The organism is Bosea sp. ANAM02 (assembly GCF_011764485.1).
Classification (GTDB): domain Bacteria; phylum Pseudomonadota; class Alphaproteobacteria; order Rhizobiales; family Beijerinckiaceae; genus Allobosea.
Genome location: NZ_AP022848.1, coordinates 2,082,838 through 2,108,607, shown reverse-complemented (window position 1 = coordinate 2,108,607; position 25,770 = coordinate 2,082,838). Strand labels below are relative to the sequence as shown.

Annotated in this window: 22 protein-coding genes and 1 tRNA gene; 9 read left to right on the top strand and 14 right to left on the bottom strand. The window is 66.7% G+C overall.

Annotated elements, in window-relative coordinates; all coding sequences use genetic code 11:
- Nucleotides 1–125: 125 nt before the first annotated feature.
- From OCUBac02_RS10125 to lysM, 5 genes are all read right to left on the bottom strand, one after another.
- On the bottom strand, nucleotides 126–557 hold the full coding sequence (locus OCUBac02_RS10125) for a c-type cytochrome (RefSeq protein WP_173045362.1): 432 nt from the start codon (nucleotides 555–557) through the stop codon (nucleotides 126–128).
- Nucleotides 558–688: 131 nt separating this feature from the next.
- Entirely contained in the window at nucleotides 689–2,998 is a 2,310-nt protein-coding gene (locus OCUBac02_RS10120; protein ID WP_173045360.1) for a xanthine dehydrogenase family protein molybdopterin-binding subunit, read from the bottom strand.
- A 261-nt stretch (nucleotides 2,999–3,259) separates the two neighbouring features.
- Nucleotides 3,260–4,219: a YiiG family protein gene (locus tag OCUBac02_RS10115; RefSeq protein ID WP_244639151.1), complete on the bottom strand. Its 960-nt coding sequence runs from the start codon at nucleotides 4,217–4,219 to the stop codon at nucleotides 3,260–3,262.
- 53 nt (nucleotides 4,220–4,272) lie between these two features.
- Complete coding sequence (locus OCUBac02_RS10110; RefSeq protein WP_047577780.1) at nucleotides 4,273–4,590, bottom strand: rhodanese-like domain-containing protein; 318 nt, start codon at nucleotides 4,588–4,590, stop codon at nucleotides 4,273–4,275.
- Nucleotides 4,591–4,736: 146 nt separating this feature from the next.
- Nucleotides 4,737–5,177, bottom strand: coding sequence for a peptidoglycan-binding protein LysM (lysM, locus tag OCUBac02_RS10105; RefSeq protein ID WP_047577782.1), 441 nt, complete (start codon nucleotides 5,175–5,177; stop codon nucleotides 4,737–4,739).
- 180 nt (nucleotides 5,178–5,357) lie between these two features.
- Between lysM and OCUBac02_RS10100 the strand changes: the two genes are divergently transcribed.
- Nucleotides 5,358–5,786 (top strand): GlcG/HbpS family heme-binding protein, encoded by a 429-nt coding sequence (locus OCUBac02_RS10100; protein ID WP_173045358.1) that lies wholly within the window; start codon nucleotides 5,358–5,360, stop codon nucleotides 5,784–5,786.
- A gap of 157 nt (nucleotides 5,787–5,943) precedes the next feature.
- Entirely contained in the window at nucleotides 5,944–7,005 is a 1,062-nt protein-coding gene (locus tag OCUBac02_RS10095) for an NAD(P)/FAD-dependent oxidoreductase (protein WP_173045356.1), read from the top strand.
- Between the two features lie 247 nt (nucleotides 7,006–7,252).
- Here OCUBac02_RS10095 and OCUBac02_RS10090 read toward each other — a convergent pair whose 3' ends face one another.
- Entirely contained in the window at nucleotides 7,253–9,748 is a 2,496-nt protein-coding gene (locus OCUBac02_RS10090; RefSeq protein ID WP_173045354.1) for a hypothetical protein, read from the bottom strand.
- Between the two features lie 370 nt (nucleotides 9,749–10,118).
- Complete coding sequence (locus OCUBac02_RS10085; RefSeq protein ID WP_173045352.1) at nucleotides 10,119–11,354, bottom strand: urate hydroxylase PuuD; 1,236 nt, start codon at nucleotides 11,352–11,354, stop codon at nucleotides 10,119–10,121.
- Between the two features lie 211 nt (nucleotides 11,355–11,565).
- Here OCUBac02_RS10085 and uraH point away from each other — a divergent pair, with 211 nt between their 5' ends.
- Nucleotides 11,566–11,919: a hydroxyisourate hydrolase gene (uraH, locus tag OCUBac02_RS10080; RefSeq protein ID WP_173045350.1), complete on the top strand. Its 354-nt coding sequence runs from the start codon at nucleotides 11,566–11,568 to the stop codon at nucleotides 11,917–11,919.
- A 6-nt stretch (nucleotides 11,920–11,925) separates the two neighbouring features.
- Nucleotides 11,926–13,350, top strand: a complete 1,425-nt coding sequence (gene puuE, locus OCUBac02_RS10075) for an allantoinase PuuE (RefSeq protein WP_173045348.1) — start codon at nucleotides 11,926–11,928, stop codon at nucleotides 13,348–13,350.
- Between the two features lie 21 nt (nucleotides 13,351–13,371).
- Here the strand turns inward: puuE and OCUBac02_RS10070 are convergent, their stop codons facing one another.
- Complete coding sequence (locus tag OCUBac02_RS10070) at nucleotides 13,372–14,112, bottom strand: alpha/beta fold hydrolase (RefSeq protein WP_173045346.1); 741 nt, start codon at nucleotides 14,110–14,112, stop codon at nucleotides 13,372–13,374.
- A gap of 159 nt (nucleotides 14,113–14,271) precedes the next feature.
- On the opposite strand from OCUBac02_RS10070, the gene OCUBac02_RS10065 reads away from it, so the two are divergent.
- The gene (locus tag OCUBac02_RS10065) at nucleotides 14,272–14,430 is read left to right on the top strand and encodes a hypothetical protein (protein ID WP_173045344.1); all 159 of its coding nucleotides are present in this window, start codon (nucleotides 14,272–14,274) and stop codon (nucleotides 14,428–14,430) included.
- Nucleotides 14,431–14,434: 4 nt separating this feature from the next.
- On the opposite strand, the gene OCUBac02_RS10060 is transcribed toward OCUBac02_RS10065, so the two are convergent.
- The gene (locus OCUBac02_RS10060; protein ID WP_173045342.1) at nucleotides 14,435–15,838 is read right to left on the bottom strand and encodes an SNF2-related protein; all 1,404 of its coding nucleotides are present in this window, start codon (nucleotides 15,836–15,838) and stop codon (nucleotides 14,435–14,437) included.
- 287 nt (nucleotides 15,839–16,125) lie between these two features.
- Between OCUBac02_RS10060 and OCUBac02_RS10055 the strand changes: the two genes are divergently transcribed.
- Nucleotides 16,126–17,514, top strand: a complete 1,389-nt coding sequence (locus tag OCUBac02_RS10055; protein WP_173045340.1) for a M20 family metallopeptidase — start codon at nucleotides 16,126–16,128, stop codon at nucleotides 17,512–17,514.
- A 6-nt stretch (nucleotides 17,515–17,520) separates the two neighbouring features.
- Here the strand turns inward: OCUBac02_RS10055 and OCUBac02_RS10050 are convergent, their stop codons facing one another.
- Nucleotides 17,521–17,778 (bottom strand): hypothetical protein, encoded by a 258-nt coding sequence (locus tag OCUBac02_RS10050; RefSeq protein ID WP_173045338.1) that lies wholly within the window; start codon nucleotides 17,776–17,778, stop codon nucleotides 17,521–17,523.
- A gap of 329 nt (nucleotides 17,779–18,107) precedes the next feature.
- Here OCUBac02_RS10050 and OCUBac02_RS10045 point away from each other — a divergent pair, with 329 nt between their 5' ends.
- A complete protein-coding gene (locus OCUBac02_RS10045) occupies nucleotides 18,108–18,515 on the top strand; it encodes an RcnB family protein (RefSeq protein ID WP_465247768.1) in 408 nt (135 codons plus the stop codon).
- A 96-nt stretch (nucleotides 18,516–18,611) separates the two neighbouring features.
- Here OCUBac02_RS10045 and OCUBac02_RS10040 read toward each other — a convergent pair.
- From OCUBac02_RS10040 to OCUBac02_RS10030, 3 genes are all read right to left on the bottom strand, one after another.
- Nucleotides 18,612–18,687 (bottom strand) — tRNA-Lys (locus tag OCUBac02_RS10040).
- Nucleotides 18,688–18,826: 139 nt separating this feature from the next.
- Nucleotides 18,827–20,098, bottom strand: a complete 1,272-nt coding sequence (locus OCUBac02_RS10035) for a solute carrier family 23 protein (RefSeq protein WP_173045336.1) — start codon at nucleotides 20,096–20,098, stop codon at nucleotides 18,827–18,829.
- 392 nt (nucleotides 20,099–20,490) lie between these two features.
- On the bottom strand, nucleotides 20,491–22,068 hold the full coding sequence (locus OCUBac02_RS10030) for a 2-isopropylmalate synthase (protein WP_173045335.1): 1,578 nt from the start codon (nucleotides 22,066–22,068) through the stop codon (nucleotides 20,491–20,493).
- 412 nt (nucleotides 22,069–22,480) lie between these two features.
- Between OCUBac02_RS10030 and OCUBac02_RS10025 the strand changes: the two genes are divergently transcribed.
- Both OCUBac02_RS10025 and OCUBac02_RS10020 read left to right on the top strand, forming a co-directional pair.
- The gene (locus OCUBac02_RS10025) at nucleotides 22,481–23,122 is read left to right on the top strand and encodes a YoaK family protein (RefSeq protein WP_173045333.1); all 642 of its coding nucleotides are present in this window, start codon (nucleotides 22,481–22,483) and stop codon (nucleotides 23,120–23,122) included.
- Nucleotides 23,123–23,186: 64 nt separating this feature from the next.
- Entirely contained in the window at nucleotides 23,187–23,531 is a 345-nt protein-coding gene (locus OCUBac02_RS10020; protein ID WP_173045331.1) for a hypothetical protein, read from the top strand.
- A 114-nt stretch (nucleotides 23,532–23,645) separates the two neighbouring features.
- Here the strand turns inward: OCUBac02_RS10020 and OCUBac02_RS10015 are convergent, their stop codons facing one another.
- Entirely contained in the window at nucleotides 23,646–25,721 is a 2,076-nt protein-coding gene (locus tag OCUBac02_RS10015) for a M3 family metallopeptidase (protein WP_173045329.1), read from the bottom strand.
- Between the last annotated feature and the right edge of the window lie 49 nt (nucleotides 25,722–25,770).

The following is a 25,770-nucleotide window of genomic DNA, read 5'->3' as shown; positions in this document are numbered from 1 at the left end:
TTACGAGATGCTCGGGTCAAGCCCGAGCATGACGGCAGGGGAACGGCGCAGGAGATGCCGAGGCGCTCACGAAGAAGCGGGCCGCCATCGCTGGCGCCCGCTCTCCGAACCAACCGCCAGGCCGATCACTTCTTGATGCGGTAGACCTCGTGGCAGGTGCCGCAATTCTTGGTCGCCGCGCCGAAGGCGGTGCGGAAACCGTCGAGATTCGCGACGCTCGCGCCGGCCGCCGCATCGGTCTCGAATTTGGCGAAGGCCGCCTTGAACCCGGCCTGGTCCTCCCAGATCTTCGGGGCGGCCGTGGTCTCGCCGCCGGTCTTGGAGGAATCCGGGAACAGGGTCGGCATCTTCTTGGCCGCATCGGCATAGGTCTTGAAGATCGCCTGCGCCTTGGCCGCGTCGAAGGCGGCCTCGCCCTTGGCGATGGCAGCGCCCTCCCGCGTCGCCGCGCCGACCGCCTTCATTGCGTCCTTGCGCTCCGCGATCGGATTCGACTGCGCCATCACGGCGGTGAGGCCAAGCCCGAGGCCGGCAAGAACGAGAGCGGTGCGGATCATTCAGTTCCCCTCAAAGACAAGTTCGCGCCTGACGGCGCTGTTTTAAACTTGTCCAGATCAAACGATGATCACGCGACAGCCAAGTCGCTTTTGCGTGAAGGAGCTTGCGTCACCGCAAGCCCATTCTTGCATCAAAGCCGATACCCGGCCTGCTTCAGCGCCGTGAAGACCTTGAGCGGCGTCGCCGGCATGTCCATCGCCTTGATGCCGGCTGCCCGGTCGAGCGCATCGACCACCGCGTTCATCACCGCCGGGCAGGCGCCGATGGCGCCGGCCTCGCCCGCGCCCTTCACCCCGATAGCGTTGGTCAGGCAGCGGACATTGCGCGTCTCGAAATGGAAGTTCGGGATGTCGACGGCGCGCGGCAGGGCATAGTCCATGAAGGTCGCGGTCAGCATCTGCCCGTCCGGATCGAAGCGGATTTCCTCCATCAGCGCCTGCCCGATGCCCTGGGCCGAGCCGCCATGGACCTGGCCCTGCAGCATCAGCGGGTTCAGCGTCACGCCGAAATCGTCGACCACGACATAGTTGAGGATTTCCGTGCCGCCCGTGCCGGGGTCGATCTCCAGCTCGCAGACATGGGTGCCGTTCGGATAGGTCGCCTCCGGCGGCTGCCAGCTCTGGTGAACCTTCAGCATGGCCGGCGTCGCGCCGGGCAGCGCCGCGATGGCGGCAAGGTCGAGCGCCTTGTCGGTGCCGACGATACGGACCGCGCCGTCAGTGATCTCGAGATCGCCCACCGCCGCCTCGAGCTTCTCGGAGGCGAGCTGCTTGAGATTGTCGGTGAGGATGCCCGTCGCCTTGTCGAGCGCCGCGCCGCCCACCGGAATCGAGCGCGAACCGCCGGTGCCGGAGCCGGTCTCGACCCGGTCGGTATCGCCCTGCACGACGCGGATGCGGTCCATCGGGATATCGAGATGTTGCGAGACGAGCTGCGAATAGGCCGTCTCATGCCCCTGCCCGTTCGACTGCGTGCCGATCAGCACCGTGACGGTGCCGTCTTTTTCAAGAATGACCGTGGAGCTCTCCGGCCCCCCGCCGCCGCAGGCCTCGATATAGCTGGCCATGCCGATACCGCGAATCCTGCCGGCCTTGGCCGAGGCCTTCTGGCGGGCCTTGAAGCCCTTCCAGTCGGCGACCTCCATGGCGCGACGCATATGGCCCTCGAACTCGCCGGAATCGTAGACCGGGCCGGTCTGTGTCTTGTGCGGCATCTCCGTCGGCTTGACGAAATTCTGGGCGCGCACCGCATCGGGCGTCTTGCCGGTCTCGCGCGCGATCGCATCGACCAGCCGCTCGATCAGATAGGCGGCCTCGGGCCGGCCGGCGCCGCGATAGGCGTCGACCGGGGTGGTGTGGGTGAGCACGCCCCTGAACACGACATGCACGGCCGGGATGTTGTAGCAGCCCGGCGTCATCGTGGTGCCGACCCAGGGGATGAAGGGCCCATACTGCGACAGATACGCGCCCATCTCGGCCGAGAGATCGACCTTCAGGCCGATGAACTTGCCCCTGGCGTCGAGCGCCATCGTCGCCGTCGCGAGATTGGCGCGGCCATGGGTATCGGCGAGGAAGTGCTCGTTGCGATCGGCGACCCAGCGCACCGGCCGCTTCAGCTTCTCGGCCGCGATCATCGCCAGCGGGTATTCGCGATAGAGGAAGATCTTGGTGCCGAAGCCGCCGCCGACATCGGGCGTCACCACGCGGATCCGCTTGGGGTCGACCTTGAGCACATAGGTCGCGATCAGGTCGCGCATGCCGTGGCTGCCCTGGCTGCCCAGCGTCAGGGTCCAGCGCTTCTCGGCCTTGTCGTATTCGGCGATGCAGGCCCGCGTCTCCATGTAGTTGGAGGCGAGCCGGTTGTTGATGACGGTGAGCGAAACGGTGCGCGCCGCCTTGGCAAAGGCCTTCTCGGTCCGCTCACGGTCGCCCTGCTCGGCCTCGAAGGCGACATTGCCCTTCCGGTCGGGCCAGACCTGCGGCGCATCCGCTTCCAACGCTTCGGCGATGCCGGTCACAGCCGGCAGCGGGTCCCAGTCGATCGCGATCGCCTCGGCCGCGTCGCGCGCCTGCGCCAGCGTCTCGGCGACGATGAAGGCGACGGCCTCGCCGACATGACGGACCGTATCGGTCGGCAGCACCGGGACCGGCAGCGATTGCGACATCTCGCCGGAGGTCGTCTTCACATGGCCCTTGCACGGCAGGTCGCCGTATTGGGAGACATCTGTGCCGGTCAGGATGAGCTTGACGCCCTTCATCTTGCGGGCTGTCTCGACATCCGCGACGGCGAAGCGGGCATGGGCGTAAGGCGAGCGCAGCACGAAGGCGTGCAGGGCGCCGTCGGCGGCGATGTCGTCCGTATAGCGGCCGGTGCCGGTGGTCAGGCGCTGATCCTCGACCCGCCGCACCGGCTGGCCGAAACCGAATTTCATGGGACGCATGAGGCATATCCTCAGTTTGGTCTGAAAGCCGATCCGGAAACTGCCGAGCCCTCATCCTGAGGAGCAAGCCGAAGGCTTGCGTCTCGAAGGATGCTCCAGATGGTTCCGGAGCCTCCTGGAGCATCCTTCGAGACGCCGCTGGCGCGGCTCCTCAGGATGAGGGCTTCTTTTTCCAAACAGTCCAATGCAAGACTGGAGCATAAAACGCGCCACGTCAGCCCCGGCCCATCACGCGCCGGGAATGCGCGGCACGCATCGATCTCAACGCGACATGCGGATGGCCGTCTCCGAGAGCGAGACCATGGTGTTGTAGTTGTTGACGATCCAGTTGGCGTCGTTGGCCGCGCCGCGCCGGACATCGCCCTTGCTTTTGGCAAGCTTGTCGCTGAAATCGCGCAGCTTGCCGAGCCAGGAGCTGGCCTGGCTCTCGATGAAGGGCACGCCCTTGGGCTCCTTGTCCTTGAACGCATCCATCTCGCGGATCGCGGCGGCGTAGTCGGCGACAGCGGCGTTGAAGGATTTGAGGTCGACGATCGGGCTCTCGTTGCTCGGCATCAGGTCCATGACGGCACGCGCATTGATCATGATGTTGCGCACCTGCCAGCGGGCCGACTTGCCCTCGCGCTGCTCGACGGCGGCAAGCTCACGCTGGTCGAGCCCGCGCTTGTAGACGCGCATCAGAGCGTCGAGCTTGGAGCGTTCCTCCAGGAAGGTCATGGCTGCCGGCACCATCAGCGCATGCAGCCTCTTGCCCTCGGCGAGATTGTCGTCGCGATAGTCCTTGCGGTCGTAATAGCGCTCGGCCCTGGTGATCAGCGGCGCCAGCTCCTGATAGGCCTTGATGTAGCGGCCCATGGTCTCGTCGATCGCCGGCAGCTTCGGCTCGTTCGCTATCGCCTCCTCGGCCTTCCTGATCTCGCCGGCGACGTCGTACAGACTGTAGAGCCCGTAGGTGATGTAGCGCTCCTTGCCGGTCGGCCCCTTCTTCATGTCGACCCAGCTGCGATAGCGCTCCCAGGACTGGATGGCGCGCAGCGTACGGTTCATCAGCCCGGTATAGGCGTTCGACTTGACGATCGCGGCCTGGAGGCCGTCATCGGCGGCCTTGCCGGCGCTGCCGGCAGGCATCGTCGCCGCGCCCTGCGCCCATCCGGCGCCGGGCGCGGCCAGCAGCAATGCGGCGGCACATGCGGCGCTCAGGAAGAAAGCTCGGGTCAGCATGGTCTTGAATCCTTCGTCGACAGGCGGCTGGAGCGTGGATCGGGCTTGAGGCCTCAATCCTGCGTCACCGGCTCGCCATGCATCAGCCAGTCCTTGAAGCCGCCGGCATAGTGGCTGTCGATGTCGAGCCCGGCCGACTGCGCGAATTCGAGCGCACGCCGCGAGCGCACGCCCGCCGCGCAGGAGAGCACGAGACGCTTGCCCGGCTCGTTCGGCAGGTCGGCGGGATCGAATTGCGAGAGCGGGCGCGAGATCGAGCCAGGAATATGGCCCGCGGCGAATTCATGGGGCTCGCGCACGTCGACCAGCAGGATGGAGCCGTCGCCTAGGCCCGCCTTCACGGCGTCGATATCGAGGTCGTTCACGATCATGGGCAGGCCACTCCAGCCCGGTCGGGCGAGCTGTTGAGATAGGTCGGCAATCGCTCAGGCGCCACCGTTCGGAAACGCCTTGCGATGCCAGAAACGAGAAGCAGCCGCGAGCACGAGGCGCGCGGCTGCCCTGTCGCGGAAAGGCCTCAGGCCTTCGGCGGAATGCGCAGGACCCAGCCCGGCTGGATCAGGTCGGGATTCTTGACCGGCGGCGTGTTGGCCTTGACAATCTCGGTGTATTTCGCGCCCTGGCCCTTGCCGTAATGCTCCTCGGCGATCTTCCAGAGCGTGTCGCCCTTCTTCACCGTGTAGAACACCGCTGCCGCAGCCTCCTTGGTCACGGCGAGGTCGGACTCGACCTCGGCCACGCCGGTGGTGTTGCCGAGCGCGAGAATGATCTTCTCGGCCTCTTCCGTCGAAACCGCCTTGCCGGAGACCTTCACCTTGTCGCCGTCGATCTGGATATTGACGTCGGAAGGCAGGCCGTGCCCCGCCAGTTCCTTCTGCAGATCTTCGGCGGTCGCCGCCTTGGCTGAGCCGCCGAAGATCTTGGCACCGGCTTCCTTGATGAAACTGAACAGACCCATGAATAAACCTCCGCGTGTCGCGGCGCTATCAAGCCCTGTCGGGCGGTCCTATGCAAGTCGGCAGGGAAAAGGTGTTTTGCTTGCCGGCTGGCCCCGATTGCGCGAAAGCGCGCTCGAACGGCCTTTTCCGCGCGCCCCGTGGCTGGCAAGAACGTCGCAGACGAAAGCGGAGTTTCCGAAATGCTGACCCTCGCCCAGGCCCAGACCATCCTCCAGACCGCGCTCGGCCATGCCGAATCGAACGGCTTCAAGCCGCTCGCCATCGCCCTGCTCGATGCGCGCGGCGCGCAGAAGGCCTTCGCGGCGCAGGACGGCACCAGCCTGAAGCGCGGCGAGATCGCCCTCGGCAAGGCGCATGGCGCGGTCGCACTCGGGATGGGCACGCGCGCGCTGCACAAGATGGCGCTGGACCGGCCCTATTTCGTCGAGGCCGCGACCCATGCCGTCGGCGGTTCGCTGGTGCCTGTCCCCGGCGGCGTGCTGATCCGCTCGCCCGAAGGAGCGCTGCTCGGCGCGGTCGGCATCTCCGGCGACACCTCCGACAACGACGAGGCCGCTGCCTGCGCCGGCATCGCCGCCGCGGGGCTCAAGGCCGATACCGGGGCCTGATTCCGCTACGGCGGCCGGGGAAAGGAGAACACTCTTCCCCCTCTCCGGTCGCCTCCGCGATTTCTCACTTTGCACTTGCCAACCGGCCTTCGAAGCCTCATGTCCTCCGCGCGAGTTCGTTAAATCGGACAGTTTGGACCGGCTCGAAGGTAGAAACATGAGCGACGCGGCTGCCGCCAACGAAAACGAAGTCATCACCACCGACGTCGTCATCGTCGGCGCCGGCCCTTGCGGCCTCTTCGCCGTCTTCGAGCTCGGCCTGCTCGATATCCGCGCCCATCTCGTCGACATCCTGCCGAAGGTCGGCGGGCAATGCGCCGAGCTCTATCCCGAGAAGCCGATCTACGACATTCCGGGCTTCCCGATGGTCACCGGCCAGGCGCTGGTCGACAATCTGCTGGAGCAGATCAAGCCGTTCGGGCCGACCTTCCATCTCAACCAGATGATCGAGGCGGTGGAGCCGACGGGTACGGCAGAGGCGCCGCGCTTCCGCGTCACCACCGATGCCGGCACCGTCTTCGACACCAAGACCGTGATCATCGCCGCCGGCGGCGGCTCCTTCCAGCCGAAGAAGCCGCCGATCCCCGGCATCGAGGCTTATGAGGCCGGCTCGGTCTATTATGCCGTGCGCAAGATGGAGGCCTTCCGCGGCCGCAACATCCTGATCGTTGGCGGCGGCGATTCCGCCCTCGACTGGACGCTGAACCTCCAGCCCATCGCCAACCGCGTCACGCTGATGCACCGCCGCGACGATTTCCGCGCCGCGCCGCATTCGGTCGAGCAGATGCGCGCCCTCGTCGCCGAAGGCAGGATGGACATGAAGCTCGGCCAGGTCACCGGGCTCAAGGGCACAGACGGCAAGCTCGAGGCGGTCGTCTGCCGTGGCACCGACAACGAGCCTTTCGAGATCGCCTGCGATACGATGCTGCCCTTCTTCGGGCTGACCATGAAGCTCGGCCCGATCGCCGACTGGGGCCTGAATCTCAACGAGAACCTCGTCCCGGTCGATACCGAGAAGTTCGAGACCAGCGTGCCCGGCATCTTCGCGGTCGGCGACATCAACACCTATCCGGGCAAGCTCAAGCTGATCCTCTCGGGCTTCCACGAGGCCGCGCTCTGCGCCCAGAAGGTCCACCGCTACGTCTATCCGGATAAGCGGCTGACCTTTCAGTACACGACCTCCTCGACCAGCCTGCAGAAGAAGCTCGGCGTCGCCTGAGCGAGCCTTTCTCAGGCGATTGCCCAGGGAGTGGCTGTCGTGAAGCGTGTCATCCCGTGCGCGCCGCAGCGTGAAACGCTGCCGCGCAGACACGGGACCGCGAGACGAATAGAGCTCCCTTTCTCATGGCCTCCGCAAGGGCGCCTTTTTCCTGCAAACGGTCCCGTATCTGCGCAGCGGCATTCCATGCCGCAGCGCGCACGGGATGACACCGCTTCCTTGAAAGCCGCGGCACCTCCGCGGCTTTTCAATGCGCGATCGCGTCACCCGGGATATGCGCGGACGCCGTGCCGTTGCGCGCAGACGGAACCTGGCTCGGGCCAAGACCCAGCGAATTGCGCACGCTCTCGGACGGTCCGGCCAGCTTCGGCATCTCGCCCGGCGCGGTCACGATCTGCGGCTCGTCATGGCGCGGTGCCGGCGGCAGCATGTCGTCCGGCTCTTGCGGCTCGATGCGTGCCCTGAGCTCTGCGATCGCCCCCGAGAGCGGTTGGAAGCTGAAGCGCACCTTATGCGTCCCGGCCGGCACCTGCACGGCGCGGAACAGCACATTGGCCCGCAGGATCTCGGTTTCGACACCGTCGACCTCGGCCTTCCACCAGGGATGCCAGATATCGTTGAGCACGACGAAACCGGCGACCGGGGTCGTGACCTCGATCTCGACCCGGGCATTGCGATAACGCGTCAGCTTGACCTCGGCCCGGGTCGCGACCGGGCCTTCCGGCGTCGCGACCGGCGGCTCGGTATCGAGCAGGACGGCCTGGGTCGGGTCGGTCTCCGGCCAGCGGCCCGAGAGCTTCATGCTCTCGAAATCGGCGAACTGCCAGCCGCCGACGAACTGCACGCGCGGCAGCGCCCGCGGATTCTCGTAGACATAGCCCTGCTTCGTCCGCGCGATCAGGATGAGATCGCCAGCGGCCAGATTGCGATCGACCTGCTCGATCGGCACCGGCGAGGCGATGTAGCGCAGCCCCAGCAGGTTCGCGAGCCGGCAGCGATAGGACGGGAAGAGCGGCGTGAACTTGCGGTCGGCCGGCCTGGCGATGCCGTCGCCGGTACCGACCGCCTCCGAGAAATCCTCGAGCCGCAGCGGGTTGTAGCCCAGCGTATGGTCGAAACCATGGACCATGCCGGCATTCGGCCATTCGAAGCCCATGCCAAGCAGTTCGACGCGGTCTCGCCGCGGCGATCCTTCGGGCTGGGCGGTCAGGTGCTTCAGCAGCGCGATGGTGTCGTTCTTCGTGCGGGAATCCAGCACGTCGTACATCTGCGGCGAGAGCGCGGTCGATTCGTTCGGGCCGTTATTGACGCCGAGATCGGCGGCGACCACGCCGGTGACCAGAACCGCCGCAGCCGCCGTGCCGAGCGCGCCGCGCCAGCGCTGCAGGATGAAGAAGGCCCCCCCCGCGACCGCGAACCACCCGAGCGCCATCACGATCGGCTTCCAGGCATCCGCGAGATGGCCCCAGTCGCGCGAGACCACGAGGGCGAGCAGGATCGTGCCGAGGACCAGGGCAGCCCCGATCAGCATGTCCCGCCGGAACGAGGTCCCCGCCTCCGCCGTCAGGATGCGATGCATCACATAGCCCGAGAGGATCGCCGCGATGCCGCCGATCAGGAAGGTCGCGTCGGCAGGGCGGCGGAACTGCTTCACGCCGGGCAGATACTCGTAGGTCAGGTGGAAGAGCGGCGTGTAGCGGCCCATCGCGAACAGCACCATGAAGACCAGCATCAGCGTCAGCGGGCGCACGGACCTGTCCCAGAGCCAGCCGCGCGTCAGGCCGGGGGCCAGCAGCAACAGCAGCGGCAGCGCGCCGAAATAGACCTGCGCCATGTTCTGCGAGAGATAGAGCACCCGCGCATCGCCATAGGGACCCCAGAACTCGACGGCCGGGTCCTTGGCGCCGTACAGGTCGCCGACGAAGGCGGAGAGCAGCGACATCGGATGCAGCGAGCCGCTCGCCGCGATGCCGAAATCGATCTCGGGCCGGGTCGTCGCCTCCGCGAAAAGCCAGGTCCAGAGCAGGGGCATTGCGATGACCATGAGGCCGACGATGCTCGCGGCCGTGATCGGCGGCAGGCTCGCCCTGAAGGCTGGCCAGCCGCCGGAAATCCAGTGCGCCACGACCATTGCGACGAGCACGTAGCCGGCGAGCAGCGCGACCTGGTCCGGCTCCAGCACCATCATGCCGGCCGCAAGCCCGGCGAAGATGCCCGAAAGGATCGAGGAGCGCTGCAGCATCCGCGCCGTCAGCCAGAAGGCGATGGCGAAGAACGCATAGCTCGCGACCTGCCCGACATGCTGGACCCGCCAGGCGGCCGAGGCACCGAAGGCAAAGACCAGCGCCGCCATCAGGCCGCCGGCCGGATGCCAGCCGCGATCGCGGAAGAACATGAGAAGCGCAAGGCCGCCGACGAGCAGATGTGCCAGCACATAGGCATCGACCTCGCGAAAGCTCGGCTCCGGCGAGATCAGCGCGAGCAGGATCGCGGGCGAGAAGATAAGCGATTGCGGGTCGGCGATCTGCGGCGAGCCGGCGAAGACGTTGTGATTCCAGAAGGGCGACTGGCCGGTATGGATCGCATTGGCGAGGAACTGCACCTGCGCCTGGAAATGCGCCTTGGCGTCGAACGGAATCGTCACCGCCCCCGAAAGCCAGGGCCAGCACAGGATGCCCCATGCCACGACGAAACCGATGGCCGCCAGCAGGTAGCCGGCGCCCCTTGCATCAACGCGTCTCAACTGGACCCCCACGGTCCTCGGCACGAACGGTCCCGTTCTGGGATCCTGTCTCCAGCCCTGTCAGTGGCCGGACCATGGCGCTGCGTACCTGAACCGAATCTGAACGTGATCACGCCTCCGTGAACGAAGCGGATGACAGTCTGAAGAAAGCGGAAATGGGATGGGAGAAGGGCGGGGTTGCCGGGCGGATATCGCGGGTATCAATGCTTAACGCACAGCCAGGAAGAATGCGGGTCGTCCCGGACGCAGCGAAGCGGAGATCCGGGATCCATGCCTGAACCTTTTATTGGAAGCGCTCCGGAATGGATCCCGGGTCAAGCCCGGGATGACGGCGTGGTTGCCAGCACATCGAACAGACGGCGGGGCGGCTTCAGCGCGCCGCCGCGAGCCAGCCCGCCAGCGTCTTCCGCTCGGCCGGGGTTATGCCGGAGAGGTTGTTCGGCGGCATCGCATGGGTCATCACCGCCTGCGCCCGGATGGCGCGGGCATGCAGGGCGATCTGCTCCGGCTCGTGCAGCATCACGCCCTTCGGCGCGATCTGGATGCCCGGCCAGGACGGCTCCGGCGCATGGCACATCGCACAGCGCCCGGTCACGATGTTGGAGACCTCCACCGGCGGCAGCGTCATGCCGGCCAGCAGCACGGGCTTGGCCGCATCCCGCGCCTTGAGGCCGAGCTGCTCGCGCCCGCCGGGCGAGGACGACATCGCCACCCAGAAGGCGAGCCAGAGCGCCAGGATCGCCACGGCCCAGCACCACCAGGGCGACTTCGCATGGTCGCCGTGCCGGACATTGAAGAAATGCCGGATCAGCGCGCCGGACACGATCACCAATGCCACCAGCAGCGGGATCACGCTCGAATTGGCGTAGGTCACCGGATAGTGGTTCGACAGCATCAGGAACAGCACCGGCAGGGTGATGTAGTTGTTATGCGTCGAGCGCTGCTTGGCCGCCTTGCCGTATTTCGGATCGGGTTTCTCGCCGGCGGTGAGCGCCGCGATCACCTTCCGCTGGCCCGGCATGATGTTGAAGAAGACGTTGGCGGTCATGATCGTCGCCATCAGCGCGCCGGTATGGATCAGCGCGCCCCGCCCCGAAAAGACGTTGGCGAAGGCCCAGCTCGCCGCGACGACATAGCCGAAGCCGACGAGACCGAGCAGCACGTCATGCTTCCCGAGCGGCGACTTGCAGAGCAGATCGTAGATCAGCCAGCCGATCACCAGCGCCGCGATGCCGATCGCGCCCGCGGCGAAAGGCGAGAGCTGCATCACCGCCGGATCGATCAGGTAGAGCTCCGACTGGGCGTAATAGACCCAGACCAGCAGGAAGAAGCCGGAGATCCAGGTCCAGTAGCTCTGCCATTTGTGCCAGGTCAGCTCGGCCGGCATCACGGCTGGCGCGACCATGTATTTCCGCATCTCGTAGAAGCCGCCGCCATGGACCTGCCAGGCGCGCCCGCCGGTCCCGGGCGGAATGTCCTCGGCCGGCTTCAGCGAGGCGTCGAGATGGATGAAGAAGAACGAGGCTCCAATCCAGGCAATCGCCGTGATGACGTGGAGCCAGCGCAGCATCATGCCGCCCCATTCCATCAGATAGGCTTCGAGCATCGCGCGGCGCTCCGGAAGAGCTGGACAAGGAACCGGAAGCCGGAGACTCCGGCCCACGCAAAATAGCCTGCTTTCGTCCCCGCCGAAATCGCGCTGGCGGCCGCCCGGATTGACATCCGGGAACATGATCTTATCGCAAAAGCCAATACTCATCGCCGCGCGCGGCACCGTACACTTCGCAGAAGCAGGCCGGGGAGGTCAGGGACACCGCATGGGACATCTCTCGACGCATGTGCTCGACACGGTCAACGGCCGCCCCGGCGCCGGCATCGCGGTGACTCTGGATCGGCTCGGCCCCGACGGCTCGCGCGAGCGGCTGGTCGAGGCCGTGACCAACAGGGACGGCCGCACCGATTCGCCCCTGCTCTCCGGCGCGCTCGTCCCCGGCACCTATGAACTGACCTTCGCGATCGGCGCCTATTTTCGCAGCCTCGGCACCGCCCTGCCCCAGCCCGCCTTCCTCGATCTCGTGCCCGTCCGCTTCGGCATCGCCGAGGCGGATGGGCGCTATCACGTCCCGCTCCTGGCCTCGCCCTGGAGCTATTCCACCTATCGCGGCAGCTAGAGCATCATGAGCCAGACCACCTATCCGCGCGACATGAAGGGTTATGGCCGCGCGGCTCCGCATCCGCATTGGCCGGGCCAGGCGCGCATCGCCGTCCAGTTCGTGATCAATTACGAGGAGGGCGGCGAGAACTGCATCCTCCATGGCGACGCTGCCTCCGAGGCCTTCCTCTCAGAGATCGTCGGCGCCGCACCCTGGCCGGGCCAGCGCCATATGAACATGGAGTCGATCTACGAATACGGCTCCCGCGCCGGCTACTGGCGGCTCTGGCGGATGTTCACGCAGCGCAACATGCCGGTGACCGTCTTCGCCGTCGCCAGCGCGCTGGCGCGCTATCCCGAGATCGTCGGCTCGATGCAGGAGGCCGGCTGGGAGATCGCGACTCACGGCCTGAAATGGATCGACTATCGCGATACGCCGAAGGAGCGCGAGCGAGCCGATATCCTTGAGGCCATCCGCATCCAGACCGAGCTCACGGGCGAGCGCCCGCTCGGCTGCTATCAGGGCCGCACCTCCGAGAACACCATTCCGCTGACGATGGAGGAAGGCGGCTTCCTCTACACCGCCGACGTCTATGCCGACGAACTGCCCTATTGGCTCAGCGGCCCGAAGGGGCCGCAGCTCGCCGTGCCCTACACGCTCGATACCAACGACATGCGCTTCGCCACGCCGCAAGGCTTCAACACGGGCGAGCAGTTCTTCACCTATCTCAAGGACTCGTTCGACACGCTCTATGCCGAGGGCGAGACCGCGCCGAAGATGATGTCGATCGGCCTGCATTGCCGCCTCGTCGGCCGGCCGGGCCGCGCCGCGGCCCTCGCCCGCTTCCTCGACTATGTGCAGAGCCATACCCAAGTCTGGGTCGCGACCCGGCTCGACATCGCCCGCCACTGGGTCAGGACGCAGCCGCCCCAGGGCGGCTATGTGCCCTCGAAGCTGCCCAAGGCACTGTTCTCCGAGGTCTTCGGCCGCGTCTGGGAGCATTCGCCCTGGATCGCCGAGGCCGCTCATGACGCCGGCATCGGCGCAGGCCACGACAGGGCGGAGAGCCTGCACGCGGCCATGGTTGCGGCCATGCGCAAGGGTTCGGCCGAACAGCAGAAATCCCTGCTCACCGCCCATCCCGACCTTGCCGGCAAGCTCGCCGCCGCAGGCGAGCTCACGCCGGAATCGACGCAGGAGCAGGCCGGCGCCGGGCTCGACCGCCTCAGCAGCGACGAACGCGTCCGCTTCACGGCACTGAACGAGGCCTACAAGGCCCGCTTCGGCATCCCCTTCATCATGGCGGTGAAGGGGGCGACCAAGGCCCAGATCCTCGCCGCCTTCGACGCGCGCCTGAAGAACACGCCCGAGCAGGAAGCCGCGACGGCGCTGGCCGAGGTCGAGAAGATCGCGCTCTTCCGGCTGAAGGAGCTGCTGCCGGCGGGCTGAGACCCGCCGGATCGCGTGGCGTTACTGCGCCTTGAGCCAATCGATGACCTGGCGCACGGCGACACGCGGCGTGTCCTGGTGGCCGGCCGAGACCTCGATGCGCGTCCTCCGCGAATAGGGCGCGCGGTCGTTCATCGCCGCCCGGTCACCGGTCCCGATCACCCAGAGCACCGGCCCACCCACGCCGCTCCCCTGCGCGGCGCTGGCCGCTGGGCCGGACGGGTCGAAGAAGCTGACATAGGCCGCAGCCGTGGTCGTCACCGGAAAGGTCCGGCCCTGGTTAAAGTCGAGGAACTGCGCCTTCTCCTGTCCCCGACCAGCCGCGACCATTGCCTTGGCCTGGGCAACGCTGTCCTGCGTCTGCGACGCGATGAAATCCGGCCGATGCCCCGGCGCCAGCGCCACCACCGCTGCGACGCCGCCGACACGCGCGGCATAGCCCATCGAGATATTGGCGCCGAGGCTGTGCCCCATCAGCACGACCCGCGCAGCGCCGCCCGCCCGCGCGCGCTGCACGGCTGCCTGCACCTCGCCCAAGGTCTGCTCATAGGTGCGGTAGCCTGACACCCAGGACATGCGCGGCAGCGCGACGGTTGCTCCCTCCGCCTTCAGCGCGGCTGCAAGCGGCTGCAACGGCCCCTGCCCGCCGGCCTTGCCATGGATGAGAATGATGGCCGTGCCCTTTAACTCCATCGCCGATACGGCACCCGCCAGCGAACTGAAACCGAGAAAAACAGCAATAGCGGAAACGATGATCTTCATCTTGATCCCCAGGTCGTTTTCTTCCCCTAGGTCACCATCTCGGAATAAGACACTTTTACAAGAGATAATTGCTTGGCCGCTTCCGTTTTAAACCCCAGAAGGAGGCGGCGGAACCCTGCCGGGGCAGCGACGTTGATGACGACTACAAGGAGAGACCTCGTGTTCCGCCTGCTTTTGATCATCATCGTGCTGGTCGTCGGCTACGATGCCGTCGTCCATCAGGGCGCCTATACAAGCGACGTCTGGAACAGCATCGTCCGCCTCACCGGCTCATCGGTCGAGGGCGCCAGGGAACTCGGCGAGCGCGCCCGCAACTGAGGCGCTACGCCGCCGCCCGCCCCTCGACGATTCCCGCAATCGCCTCCAGCATCCGCGTATCGTCGCCCGCGAGCCCTTCCATCGCCGCCATGCGCTGGATCACCGTGCCGGCGATCGCCTCCTCCACCGTATCCTCGGCATAGGCATAGAAGATCGTCGCGTGCTGGCCGTCGCGATGGCAGCGCCCCTCGATCTGCTGGAGCTGGATCGCGCTGTGGCGCATGTCGTGGATGACCAGCGCCCGCTCACGCTCGCCGCCCGGCATTTCGCCGCGATGCAATGAGATCGACTCGGTCACGGTAAAGATCACCGCATCGAGCTGCCCCGTCTGGAAGGCGATGCGCGTCTCCTCGTTCTGCGCGCCCGAGCGTTCGCCATTGATCTCGGCGGTGCGCCAGCCGCGCCCCCTGAGCGTCTCGGCCAGCATCGCGCTGGTCTCGAGGAAGGCGACGGAGATCGCGACCTGCTCGTCATTGCCCAGCAGGTCCTCGCAGAAATCCGTCGTGCCGGGGATGCGGAGCAAACTGGCTTTCTGCCGGAAGCGCAGATCGGCGGCCCAGCCCTGCGGCTTGCGCGTCGAGCCGCCTGCGAGCCCCAATTCCTTGCGGAACTCGCGCCAGGTCGCGTCATAGAGCTTGCGCGCGGCCGTATCGAGCGCGACCGGCGCCAGCTCGCGCTGCACCTCCGGCCAGCCGGCGATTTCTTCCGGCCGGCGGCGCAGCCCGATGGCGTTCGCACCGCGATAGAGCAGGTCGGCCATCACCCTGCGGTCGGCCTCGTTCGGCTCCCAGCTCCAGTTCTTCCAGCGGCCCTTGGCCCTGCCGATCTTCAATCGCTTCATCAGCACGCGGAAACCGTCGAGATCGGCCGAGGGCATGCCGGCCGCCTTGGCCAGCAGCCCCGCGAGATAGGACAGTTCGTGCGGCGACTGGCCGGCCGTCGCGCTCATATAGATCGTGAAATCGGCAGCTTCCGCCATCTGCCGGCAGACCAGCCCCTGCTGCGAGTTCGGATTGCGGATGCGATGCGCCTCGTCGATCACGACGAGCGGCCAGACGCGCTTCGGCCGGCCATGCTTGGCGATCTCGTTGTTCTTCGCCCGCGTCGTGCGCTTCTTGCTGTCGGCCACGGGCGCGAGCAGCGATTTCGTCTTCTCGAAATTCATCAGCGTCACGCGCTTCGCCGGCAGGCCGGACAGCGCCATGGTCCGCCGCCATTGCGGGATCGCGCCCTTCGGACAGATCACCAGCACCTCCTCCTCCGGCATCGCCGAGAGCGCCAGCCAGGCCGAGAGCGTCTTGCCGAGGCCGGTGAGGTCGCCCAACAGGAAGCCGGCCGCGCCCTTCCCCCGCGCCGCCAGGATGGCGTCGCGGGCGACGAGCTGGTGCGGATGCGGGATCATCGTCATGCGAGAAGGGAGCACATTCGGAAGCAGGACCTACCGACAAAACCTCGCGCCGTCATCCCGGACAAGCCGCGGAGCGGCGCCGATCCGGGATCCATGCCTGAACCTTTATCGTCGGCGTTCCGGCAGGGATACCGGGTCTCGCGACGCTCGCCCGGGATGACCCGCGTGGGTTTCGATCGACAACACCGCCCTGCCCGGCAGGCATGGCGCGCCCGGCTCTCTTGACACTGGCGTTCGCTTCCGTCCACCGGCACTGTGCCCTCACCGATTGGGGAGACCACAAGACCATGACCCGCGCGCAGGCGATCGCGAAAGCCCAGGACTACTTCGATTCAGGCCGGATGAAGGACGATCTCGGCCGGCTCGTCGCGATGCCCACCGAAAGCCAGAACCCTGACCGCGCTCCCGTGCTGGGCGCGTATCTCGACAAGGAGATGCAGCCCCTGCTCGAATCGCTCGGCTTCACCTGCCGCACCCTGACCCATGCCAAGGCGCGAGGCCCCTTCCTCTATGCCGAGCGTATCGAGGACCCCGCCCTGCCGACCATACTCGGCTATGGCCATGGCGACGTCATCCGCGGCCTCGATGCGCAATGGAGCGAGGGCCTCTCGCCCTGGAAGCTCGTCGAGCGGGACGGCCGCTGGTACGGTCGCGGCGTCGTCGACAACAAGGGCCAGCATCTCATCAACATCAACGGCCTGCGCGCCGTGCTGGAGACGCGCGGCAAGCTCGGCTTCAACGCCAAGTACCTGATCGAAATGGGTGAGGAATCGGGCTCGCCGGGCCTGCGCGAGCTCTGCGAGGACGAGGCCGAACTGCTCAAGGCCGATATCCTGATCGCATCGGACGGGCCGCGCCTCAATGCAGAGCGTCCCACGGTCTTCCTGGGCGCGCGCGGCGTGATCACCTTCGACCTGCAGATCACCGCCCGCGAGGGCGGCCACCATTCCGGCAACTGGGGCGGCATCCTCTCCGATCCGGCGATCCAGCTCGCCCATGCCATCGCCTCGATCACCTCGCCCACCGGCCAGATCCGCATCCATGAATGGGTGCCGAAGGAACTGCCGGACGGCGTGCGCCGCGCGCTCGCCGATTGCGAGATCGATGGCGGCCCGAACGGACCGACCATCGATCCGAACTGGGGCGAGCCCGGCCTCTCCCCCGCCGAGCAGGTTTTCGGCTGGTGCTCCTTCGACGTACTGGCGATGAAGTCCGGCGTCCCGGAAACGCCGGTCAACGCCGTGCCGCCGAGCGCCTGGGCCCGCGTCGCCTTGCGCTTCGTCGTCGGCATCGATCCGCGCGATGTCGCCCCGGCGCTCCGCCGTCATCTCGACCGCCACGGCTTCGGCATGGTCGAGATCGTCATGCCCGGAACCGAGCGCTTCGGCGCGACGCGGCTCGACCCCGACGATGCCTGGGTCCGCTTCACGATCGATTCGATCGCCGAGAGCACCGGCAAGAAGCCGGCCCTGCTGCCCAATCTCGGCGGCTCGCTGCCGAACGACATCTTCGCGGAAATCCTGAAGCTGCGCACGATCTGGGTGCCGCATTCCTATCCGGGCTGCTCGCAGCACGCCCCGGACGAGCACCTGCCGGCGGCCATCGCCCGCGAAGGGCTCATCGCCATGGCCGGGCTCTACTGGGATATCGGCTCCGGCAACGCGCCGAAGGTCTGAGCGCGATTACTCCTGCGGCTGGCGCGGATCGCGCCCCGGCGGCAGGTCGATCGGCGTCGCCGGGGGAGCCTCCGGCGGCGCATTCGGCGGCAGTTCCGGCGGCGGCTCGGTCGGGATGCCCTGCGGCTCCTCGTCCGGCGGCGCTTCGACCGGCGGGGCCGGCGGAACCTCGCTCGGCGTCAACGGCGGGGCCTCGGGCGGTGGATTTGGAATAGCCGGCGTGTTGCCGGGAGCGGCCGCAAGGCCTCGGGCGATTTGCATCATGTGAAACCTGTCCTTTCGGACAGCAACGCCCCGAGAGCCCGAAAGCTCCCTCGCACCCGGAGAAATGCGGCTTGCTCCGCAGGCGTGGAGCATTCCCATGGCCCGGTGGCCGCAGCACTGCGCAGGGCTTTCCCACGAAATGGCGGGATCGGCAGGACGAATGCCGGAACGCGAAATCCTGCTCGCTCCGCCATCATCTCAAGCGAACGATAGCCCGATCGCCTATTCGCAAAGCGACAGCATGGGGAACGCATGCCCGCGCACCATGAACATGATCGAGGGGTGGATCGAAAGCCTTCTCCAAATGAACGCGACATTACCGAGATTTAATGCTGTCGTTCATCTTCCGTTTAGCGAGAAAATATCACGATGGATCCATCGACAACAGGAGAAATACGATGAGAAAGATGATCGTTGCGACGATTTCCGGCGCCATTCTACTCGGATCGATCGCGCCAAGCTTGGCCCAATCTTACCGGGCGCCGCATCACGGCCCGGCTCGTCATGGCCCGGTTCATGTCGAAAAGCATGTGACCAAGAAGGTCATCGTCCGGAAGGACCGCTGGGCGCGCGGGCACGCCCTGCCCCGGCAGTATCGACATAGCTATGTGCGGGATTATCACCGCTATCATCTGCGCGCGCCGGGCCGCGGCCAGCGCTGGGTCAGGGTCGACAATCAGTTCATCCTGATCAACAGCATCACGGGCATGATCGCGGCGCTAGCCGCCGCTCGCTGAGCTTCACCCGCTGACGCAGGACGGGCGGCAGAGACCGTTTGGCTGCCGCTCGCTTCGGCGAGGCATCTGTTCAACGATGTCAGGAATTTGAGGTCGTGGTGGGTGATGTAGGGCTCGAACCTACGACCCGCTGATTAAGAGTCAGCTGCTCTACCAACTGAGCTAATCACCCATACGCCACGAAGCGCCGCCGGTCAGCGGCGTTGGCCGCGTCAGGCAGGGGGCGTGTAGCAAAGGCCCCGCCCCCTGTCCACCCATCTGTGACAGTTTTTTCAAGCGCGGCGAAAAAGGCTTCGCCGCGCTGTGGATTGTCAGGCCGTACGGCGATTCAGCAGGTGATAGAGCACGATCGCGCCGAAGGTCGCGGTGCCGATCCCGCCGAGCTCGTAGCCGAAGATCGGCAGCTTCAGGTCGCCCGCGCCGAGAATCAGCGCGGTCGCCACCGTGATCAGGTTCTTCGGCTCGGAGAAATCGACCTTGTTCTCGACCCAGATCCGGCCGGCGGTCGCGGCGATCAGGCCGAAGACCACGACCGCGAGGCCGCCCAGCACCGCAACGGGGATCGTGCCGATCACCGCGCCGAACTTCGGCGAGAAGCCGAGCAGCAAGGCGATAATGCCGGCCGCGACGAAGACCAGCGTCGAATAGACCCTCGTCACCGCCATCACGCCCATGTTCTCGGCATAGGTCGTGACGCCCGTGCCGCCGCCCGAGCCGGCGATCATGGTGCCGAGCCCGTCGGCGAAGAAGCCGCGGCCGATCAGGTGGTCGAAATTGCGCCCGGTCATCACCGAGATGCCCTTGATATGGCCGAGATTCTCCGCGACCAGGATGATCGCCACCGGCACGATGAGCGTGATCGCCTTCATCTCGAAGACCGGCGCCACGAATCGCGGCAGGCCGAACCAGGCGGCGGCGCCGATCTTGCCGAAATCGATCGTCGGCGCGCCGAAACTCGACGCCGTCAGCGCGTAGAGGATGTAGGCCGCGAGCCCGCCAATCAGCACCGGCAGCCGCTGCGGCAGTCCGCGACCATAGACCGCGACCAGCGCCACGGAGATCACCGTGAACAGCGCGATCCACTTGGTATAGGGGCTGGCCGAGATCATGTTGATCGCGACAGAAGTGAGGTTGAGGCCGATCGCAGCCACCACGGCACCTGTCACGACTGGGGGCAGCAGCTTCTCGATCCAGGCCGTGCCGACGCCCTGTACGATCAGGCCGATCATCGCATAGACCGCGCCGCAGGCGATGATGCCGCCGAGCGCCACGCCGATATTCGGATTGGGCCCGGAGCCGGCATAGCCCGTCGCGGCGATGACGACACCGATGAAGGCGAAGGAGGAACCGAGATAGCTCGGCAACTGCCCGCGCGTGATCACGAAGAACAGCAGCGTCGCTATTCCTGAGAAGAAGATCGCGACATTCGGGTCGAAGCCCATCAGCACCGGCGCCAGCACGGTCGAGCCGAACATGGCGACGACATGCTGCAGGCCGGCGATCACCGTCTGGCCGGTCGGCAGCCGCTCGTCCGGCAGCACGGCGCCGGAGGTTTTCAGTGTCCAGTTCGGAAAATAGCCCATCGGCAGCGTGCTCCCCCAAAGATCGCGTCGTTTTGCACGGAATCGGGCAAAGACGATCAAACGCGATCGTCGCCAGGAAGCCTGGAGCGTCGCTCCAGGTCGCCGGGGGAGCGACCGCACCGGAAGCGCAGATGAAAGCAAAAACCGAGCCGGCGCCAGATCGCGCCGGCGTCATCCACCGGAATCAAAGAGCACGGGTCATCCCGTGCGCGCTGCGGCATGGAATGCCGCTGCGCAGACACGGGACCGTCCTCAGGAAGAGGAGCCTTTGCGGAGCGCTTCAGGAAGGGAGCCCCAATCGTCACGCGGTCCCGTGTCTGCGCCGCAGCGTTTCACGCTGCAGCGCGCACGGGATGACACCCTTTCATAAGGGCGCCCCTCGACAGCCCCTCTTACTCCGCCGCCTGCGCGTGCAGGCGCCCGCCCCGCGCGATCAGCTTGTTCAGCGCGGCGAGATAGGCCTTGGTCGAGGCGACCAGCGTGTCGGGATCGGCGCCGCGGCCGGTGACCGACGAGCCATCGCGCGAGAGCCTAACCGTCACCTCGGCCTGCGCATCCGTGCCCTCGGTCACGGCATGGACGTCGTAGAGCTCCAGCGTCACCTCATGGGGCACGATCGCCTTGATCGCGTTGAAGATCGCGTCGATCGGCCCGTTCCCCTCGACCTCCTCTGTGACCTGCCTGCCGTCCACATCGAGCTTCATGGTCGCGCGCTGCGGGCCGCGCGTGCCGGCGATCACGGTCAGCGATTCCAGCTTGATGCGGTCATGGGCGGTCGCGATGTTCTCGTCGACCAGCGCCTCGATATCCTCGTCGTAGACATGCTTCTTGCGGTCGGCCAGCGCCTTGAAGCGGGTGAAGGCATCCTCGAGCTGGTTGTCGCCCAGCTCGTAGCCCATCTCCTTCAGCTTGGAGCGGAAGGCGGCACGGCCGGAATGCTTGCCCATCACCAGCGAGGTCTTGGTCACGCCGACCGATTCCGGCGTCATGATCTCGTAGGTGGTGTTGTTCTTCAGCATGCCGTCCTGGTGGATGCCGCTCTCGTGCGCGAAGGCGTTCCGGCCGACGATCGCCTTGTTGTACTGCACCGGGAAGGAACAGGCGGTCGAAACGGCCTTGGAGACGCGCATCAGCTGGGTCGCGTCGATGCCGGTGTCGTAGGGCATCACGTCGCCGCGCACGCGCAGCGCCATGACGATCTCTTCCAGCGCGGCATTGCCGGCGCGCTCGCCGATGCCGTTGATCGTGCACTCGACCTGCCGGACGCCGCCCTCGATCGCCGCCAGCGAATTGGCGACGGCCAGCCCCAGGTCGTTATGGCAATGCGCCGAGAAGATCGCCTTGTCGGCGTTCGGCACGCGCTCGCGCACGGCCTTGAACATGGTGCGGTACTCGTCCGGCGTGGCGTAACCGACCGTATCGGGCAGGTTGATCGTCGTCGCCCCGGCCCTGATCGCGGCCTCGACCGTGCGGCAGAGATAGTCGATCGGCGTGCGGGTCGCGTCCATCGCCGACCACTCGACATCCTCGACCAGATTGCGCGCCTGCGTCACCGTCGCGGTGATGATCTCCAGCACCTGGTCCTGCGTCTTGCGCATCTGGTGCTCCAGATGGATCGGCGAGGTCGAGACGAAGGTGTGGATGCGCGGCTTCACCGCATGGCGCACGGCCTCGCCGGCCCGGGCGATATCGGCGCTGATGGCGCGGGCCAGGCCCGCGACGGTCGCGCGCTTCAGGCGCCGCGCGATCTCGGATACCGCCTCGAAATCGCCTTCGGACGCGATCGGGAAGCCGGCCTCGATGATGTCGACGCCCATCGCGTCGAGTGCGTCGGCGACTTCCAGCTTCTCCTCGAAGGTCATGGTGGCGCCGGGGCACTGCTCGCCGTCGCGCAAGGTGGTGTCGAAGATCAGGACGCGGTCTTTGTCCGAAGGCTTCTGGGCGGAGCCGGACTGGGTCGGATTGGTCATGATTCTGCTTCCGGGTGTCGGCGCGCCGCGGAATTCTGGAAAAGGCGGGCGCTGGGTTTTCTGTCGGCGGTTCTCGTCAGTCCCCTGAGCGCCCAGGCAGCATGCCCGGCCGGCCCTCAGGGGCAGCTAAGGAGAAGAAGGCCGAGAAGCGAGAACGGAGCGCGGGCGCGCATGCCGACGACCTGCGCAGCGGCGCAGTCCTTCGTCAGGTCATGGCGGGCGGTCGAAACCACAGGCGTTCCTCAAATCGACGGGACAGGGTGTAACCGAAAGCGCGGGCGAGGCGCAAGCATATGTCTCATGCATGCCGGAAATAAGAACGCACAGCATCTGTGAATTAGAATGGCGATGCGTGATTCGGCCGGGATCGCGCAGCGTCGGCAACCGGCCTGGATCGCCGGAGCGCCGCCCCATGATGCGCTATGACCGCCCTGTCATCGGCCTCGCCTTCTGCCTGTCGGGCCTCGCCGGCTTCGTCGATGCGCTCGGCTTCCTCAGCCTCGGCGGCTTCTTCGTCTCCTTCATGAGCGGCAACACCACCCGCTTCGCCATCGAGCTCGCCGGCCGGCATGCCGGCGGCATCCTGCTCGCCGCCACGATCCTCGGGCTCTTCGTGCTCGGCGTCGTCGGCGGCTCGCTTGCCGGGCATTTCGCCGCGCGCCAGCGCAAGGCGGCGGTGCTCGCCTTCGTCACCCTTGCTCTCCTGGTTTCGGCGGGCCTCGATACGATCGGGTTCGGCGTGGCCGGCGCCGGCGTGCTCGCCATGGCGATGGGCGCGGAGAACAGCGTCTTCCAGCGCGACGGCGAGGTCACGATCGGCCTGACCTACATGACCGGCACGCTGGTGAAGATGGGTCAGCGCATCGCCGGCGCCCTGCTCGGCGGGCCGAAGCTCGCCTTCCTGCGCCATTTCGTGCTCTGGCTCGGCCTGCTCAGCGGCGCGGTTGCCGGCGCCGTCGCGCATGGCCGCATCGGGCTCGACGCGATCTGGCTGGCCGCCGGTGCGGCGGCCCTCTTCACCATGGTCGCGCTCTTCATGCCCGAGCGCGACTGACGGCGGCTTTGCCGGGCCGGAGGAATCGGTCATGTTTCGCGGACGATCAGCCGGAGCTTTCCCGATGCGCGTCTCAACCCTTCTCGCCCCGGCTTTCGCCGCGCTCCTGCTCTCGGCCTGCCAGACGCCATCGGGCGGCCCGCCCCCGGCCCCGCCGCCTTCGCAGGCCGCGCCCGGCGTGACGCCGAACACCTTCCGCATGCCGTCGGGGACCGGCTGTTCAGGTGAGGTCGAGCGCTTCCAGGCGGTGATCGACAACGATCTCGCGACCGGCCACACCACCAAGGGTGTGCATGACCGGGTCAGCGGCGAGATTTCGCGCGCCCGCACGACCTGCTCGGGCGGGAACGAAGCCGGCGCGATCGGCCAGATCCGCGCGACCAAGGCGAAGTTCGGTTATCCGGGCTGAGCCCGTTCCGCCGTCATGCTCGCCCTTGTGGCGAGCATCCACGTCTTGAACACTGCCCTCGCCAAAGGAAGACGGGGGTGGTCGGGACCAGCCCGACCATGACGGGCTGCGCGGTTACGCCGCCAGCCCCCGCTTCTCCAGCAGCGCATCCGGCGTCGGCAGGCGGCCACGGAAGAGCGTATAGGCCTCGGCCGCGTCGCGCGTGTCGCCCGCCGAATAGATGTAGCGCTTCAGCTTTTCCGCCACGGCGGGCGAAAACACGTCGCCGGTCTCGGTGAAGGCGTTGAAGGCGTCGGCATCCATCACCTCGGACCAGAGATAGCTGTAGTAGCCCGCCGAATAGCCGTCGCCCGAGAAGACATGGGTGAAATGCGGCGTGCGATGCCGCATCGTGATCTCGGCGGGCATGCCGAGGCGGGCCAATTCCGCCGCCTCGAAAGCGAGCGGATCGACCGCCGCCGGCGCTTCCAGCGAATGGAAGGCCAGATCGACCAGCGCCGAGGAGGTGTATTCCACCGTGGCGAAGCCCTGATTGAACGTCTGGGCCTTCTCGATCTTCTCGATCAGCGCCTCGGGGATCGGCTCGCCGGTCTCGGCATGGCGGCAATATTCGCGCATCACCTCTCGGGTCATGAACCAGTGCTCGTAGAGCTGCGAGGGCAGTTCGACGAAATCGCGCGCCACCGACGTGCCCGCCAGCGAGCCGTAGGTCACGTCCGAGAGCAGCCCGTGCAGCGCATGGCCGAATTCGTGGAACAGCGTGCGGGCATCGTCGAGCGAGAGCAGCGCCGGCTTGCCCTCGGCCGGCTTGGCGAAATTGCAGACATTGACGATGATCGGCCGGGTCTCGCCATCGAGCTTGCGCTGCCCGCGGAAGGCGCTCATCCAGGCGCCGGAACGCTTCGAGGCCCGTGCGAAATAATCGCCGACGAACAGGCCGATATGGCGCCCACTCGCGGTCTCCGTCACCTCGAAGATGCGCACGTCCGGGTGATAGCCCTGAAGCTCCGGCCGCTCCGCGAAGGACAGCCCGAACAGCTTGCCGGCGACGTCGAAGGCCGCCTGCCGGACGCGGTCGAGCTGCAGATACTGTTTCAGCACGGCCTCGTCGAGCGCATAGGTCTTCTGCCGGACCTTCTCGGCATAATGGCGCCAGTCCCAGGGGCGGATCGGGCCGTTCTCGCCCTCGCTCTGCGCCAGCGCCGCGAGATCGGCCGCCTCGCGGGCCGCGCGCGCCTTGGCCGGCTTCCAGACCAGTTCCAAGAGCCCGCGCACATGCTCCGGCGTCTTGGCCATGGCGTCGTCGAGCTTGAAATGCGCGAAGGTCGGATAGCCCAGCAGTTTCGCCTTCTCGGCGCGCAGCTTCACCATCTCGGCGACGATGGCACGGTTGTCGTTCTCAGCCCCATTCTCGCCGCGCCTGCTCCAGGCGATGAACGCTTGCTCGCGCAGGTCGCGCCGGGTCGAGAAGGTCAGGAACGGCTCGATGATCGAGCGCGACAGCGTCACTGCATGCCGGCCGGGCTTGCCGCGGTCGGCAGCCGCACGCGCCATCGCCGCCTTCACGAACTCCGGCAGACCGGCCAGACCCGCCTCGCCTTCGATGAAGAGCGCATAGGAGGCTTCGTCCTTCAGCACGTTCTGGCTGAACTGGGTGCCGAGCCCCGCGAGCCGCTCGTTGATCGCGGCGAGGCGCTTCTTGTCCTCGGCGTTCAGCTTCGCACCCGAGCGGATGAAGCCCTTGTAGCTGCGCTCCAGCAGGCGCGCCTGCTCCGGGCTGAGACCGAGCGTATCGCGCCTGGCATTGACGGCGTCGACGCGGGCGAACAGCCCCTCGTCCATCATGATCGCCGACCAGTGCCGCGAGGTGATCGGCGACATCTCGCGCTCGATCGCCTGCAAGGCCTCGTTCGTATCGGCGCCGGTCAGGTTGTAGAACACGCCGCCGACGCGGCTGAGCGCGCGGCCTGCCCGCTCCAGCGCCTCGATCGTATTAGTGAAATCGGGCGCAGCCTCGTCGGCCACGATCGCCGCGATCTCGGCCTTGTGCTTGGCCAGCGCCGCGTCGAAAGCCGGACGGATATGTTCCGGCTTGATCGCGGCGAAGGGCGGCAACCGGAACGGCGTCTCCCAGCGCGTCGCGAAGGGATTTTCGGCCGGCAAGGGCAAGGCTTCGGGATAGGCGGTCATATTATCGGCCTTTCAACATCGCGGCGTCGGTCAGAACAGGCACGTGTCA

Bases quoted from the DNA above. Each gene is read 5' to 3' on its own strand.
- lysM (WP_047577782.1), bottom strand. From the start codon at position 5,177: ATGGGTCTGTTCAGTTTCATCAAGGAAGCCGGTGCCAAGATCTTCGGC.
- OCUBac02_RS10095 (WP_173045356.1), top strand. From the start codon at position 5,944: ATGAGCGACGCGGCTGCCGCCAACGAAAACGAAGTCATCACCACCGAC.
- OCUBac02_RS10115 (WP_244639151.1), bottom strand. From the start codon at position 4,219: ATGCTGACCCGAGCTTTCTTCCTGAGCGCCGCATGTGCCGCCGCATTG.
- OCUBac02_RS10030 (WP_173045335.1), bottom strand. From the start codon at position 22,068: ATGACCAATCCGACCCAGTCCGGCTCCGCCCAGAAGCCTTCGGACAAA.
- OCUBac02_RS10020 (WP_173045331.1), top strand. From the start codon at position 23,187: ATGCGCGTCTCAACCCTTCTCGCCCCGGCTTTCGCCGCGCTCCTGCTC.
- puuE (WP_173045348.1), top strand. From the start codon at position 11,926: ATGAGCCAGACCACCTATCCGCGCGACATGAAGGGTTATGGCCGCGCG.
- OCUBac02_RS10035 (WP_173045336.1), bottom strand. From the start codon at position 20,098: ATGGGCTATTTTCCGAACTGGACACTGAAAACCTCCGGCGCCGTGCTG.
- OCUBac02_RS10070 (WP_173045346.1), bottom strand. From the start codon at position 14,112: ATGAAGATCATCGTTTCCGCTATTGCTGTTTTTCTCGGTTTCAGTTCG.
- OCUBac02_RS10120 (WP_173045360.1), bottom strand. From the start codon at position 2,998: ATGCGTCCCATGAAATTCGGTTTCGGCCAGCCGGTGCGGCGGGTCGAG.
- OCUBac02_RS10110 (WP_047577780.1), bottom strand. From the start codon at position 4,590: ATGATCGTGAACGACCTCGATATCGACGCCGTGAAGGCGGGCCTAGGC.
- OCUBac02_RS10050 (WP_173045338.1), bottom strand. From the start codon at position 17,778: ATGATGCAAATCGCCCGAGGCCTTGCGGCCGCTCCCGGCAACACGCCG.
- OCUBac02_RS10085 (WP_173045352.1), bottom strand. From the start codon at position 11,354: ATGCTCGAAGCCTATCTGATGGAATGGGGCGGCATGATGCTGCGCTGG.
- OCUBac02_RS10055 (WP_173045340.1), top strand. From the start codon at position 16,126: ATGACCCGCGCGCAGGCGATCGCGAAAGCCCAGGACTACTTCGATTCA.
- OCUBac02_RS10015 (WP_173045329.1), bottom strand. From the start codon at position 25,721: ATGACCGCCTATCCCGAAGCCTTGCCCTTGCCGGCCGAAAATCCCTTC.
- uraH (WP_173045350.1), top strand. From the start codon at position 11,566: ATGGGACATCTCTCGACGCATGTGCTCGACACGGTCAACGGCCGCCCC.
- OCUBac02_RS10100 (WP_173045358.1), top strand. From the start codon at position 5,358: ATGCTGACCCTCGCCCAGGCCCAGACCATCCTCCAGACCGCGCTCGGC.
- OCUBac02_RS10060 (WP_173045342.1), bottom strand. From the start codon at position 15,838: ATGACGATGATCCCGCATCCGCACCAGCTCGTCGCCCGCGACGCCATC.
- OCUBac02_RS10125 (WP_173045362.1), bottom strand. From the start codon at position 557: ATGATCCGCACCGCTCTCGTTCTTGCCGGCCTCGGGCTTGGCCTCACC.
- OCUBac02_RS10045 (WP_465247768.1), top strand. From the start codon at position 18,108: ATGCTGTCGTTCATCTTCCGTTTAGCGAGAAAATATCACGATGGATCC.
- OCUBac02_RS10025 (WP_173045333.1), top strand. From the start codon at position 22,481: ATGATGCGCTATGACCGCCCTGTCATCGGCCTCGCCTTCTGCCTGTCG.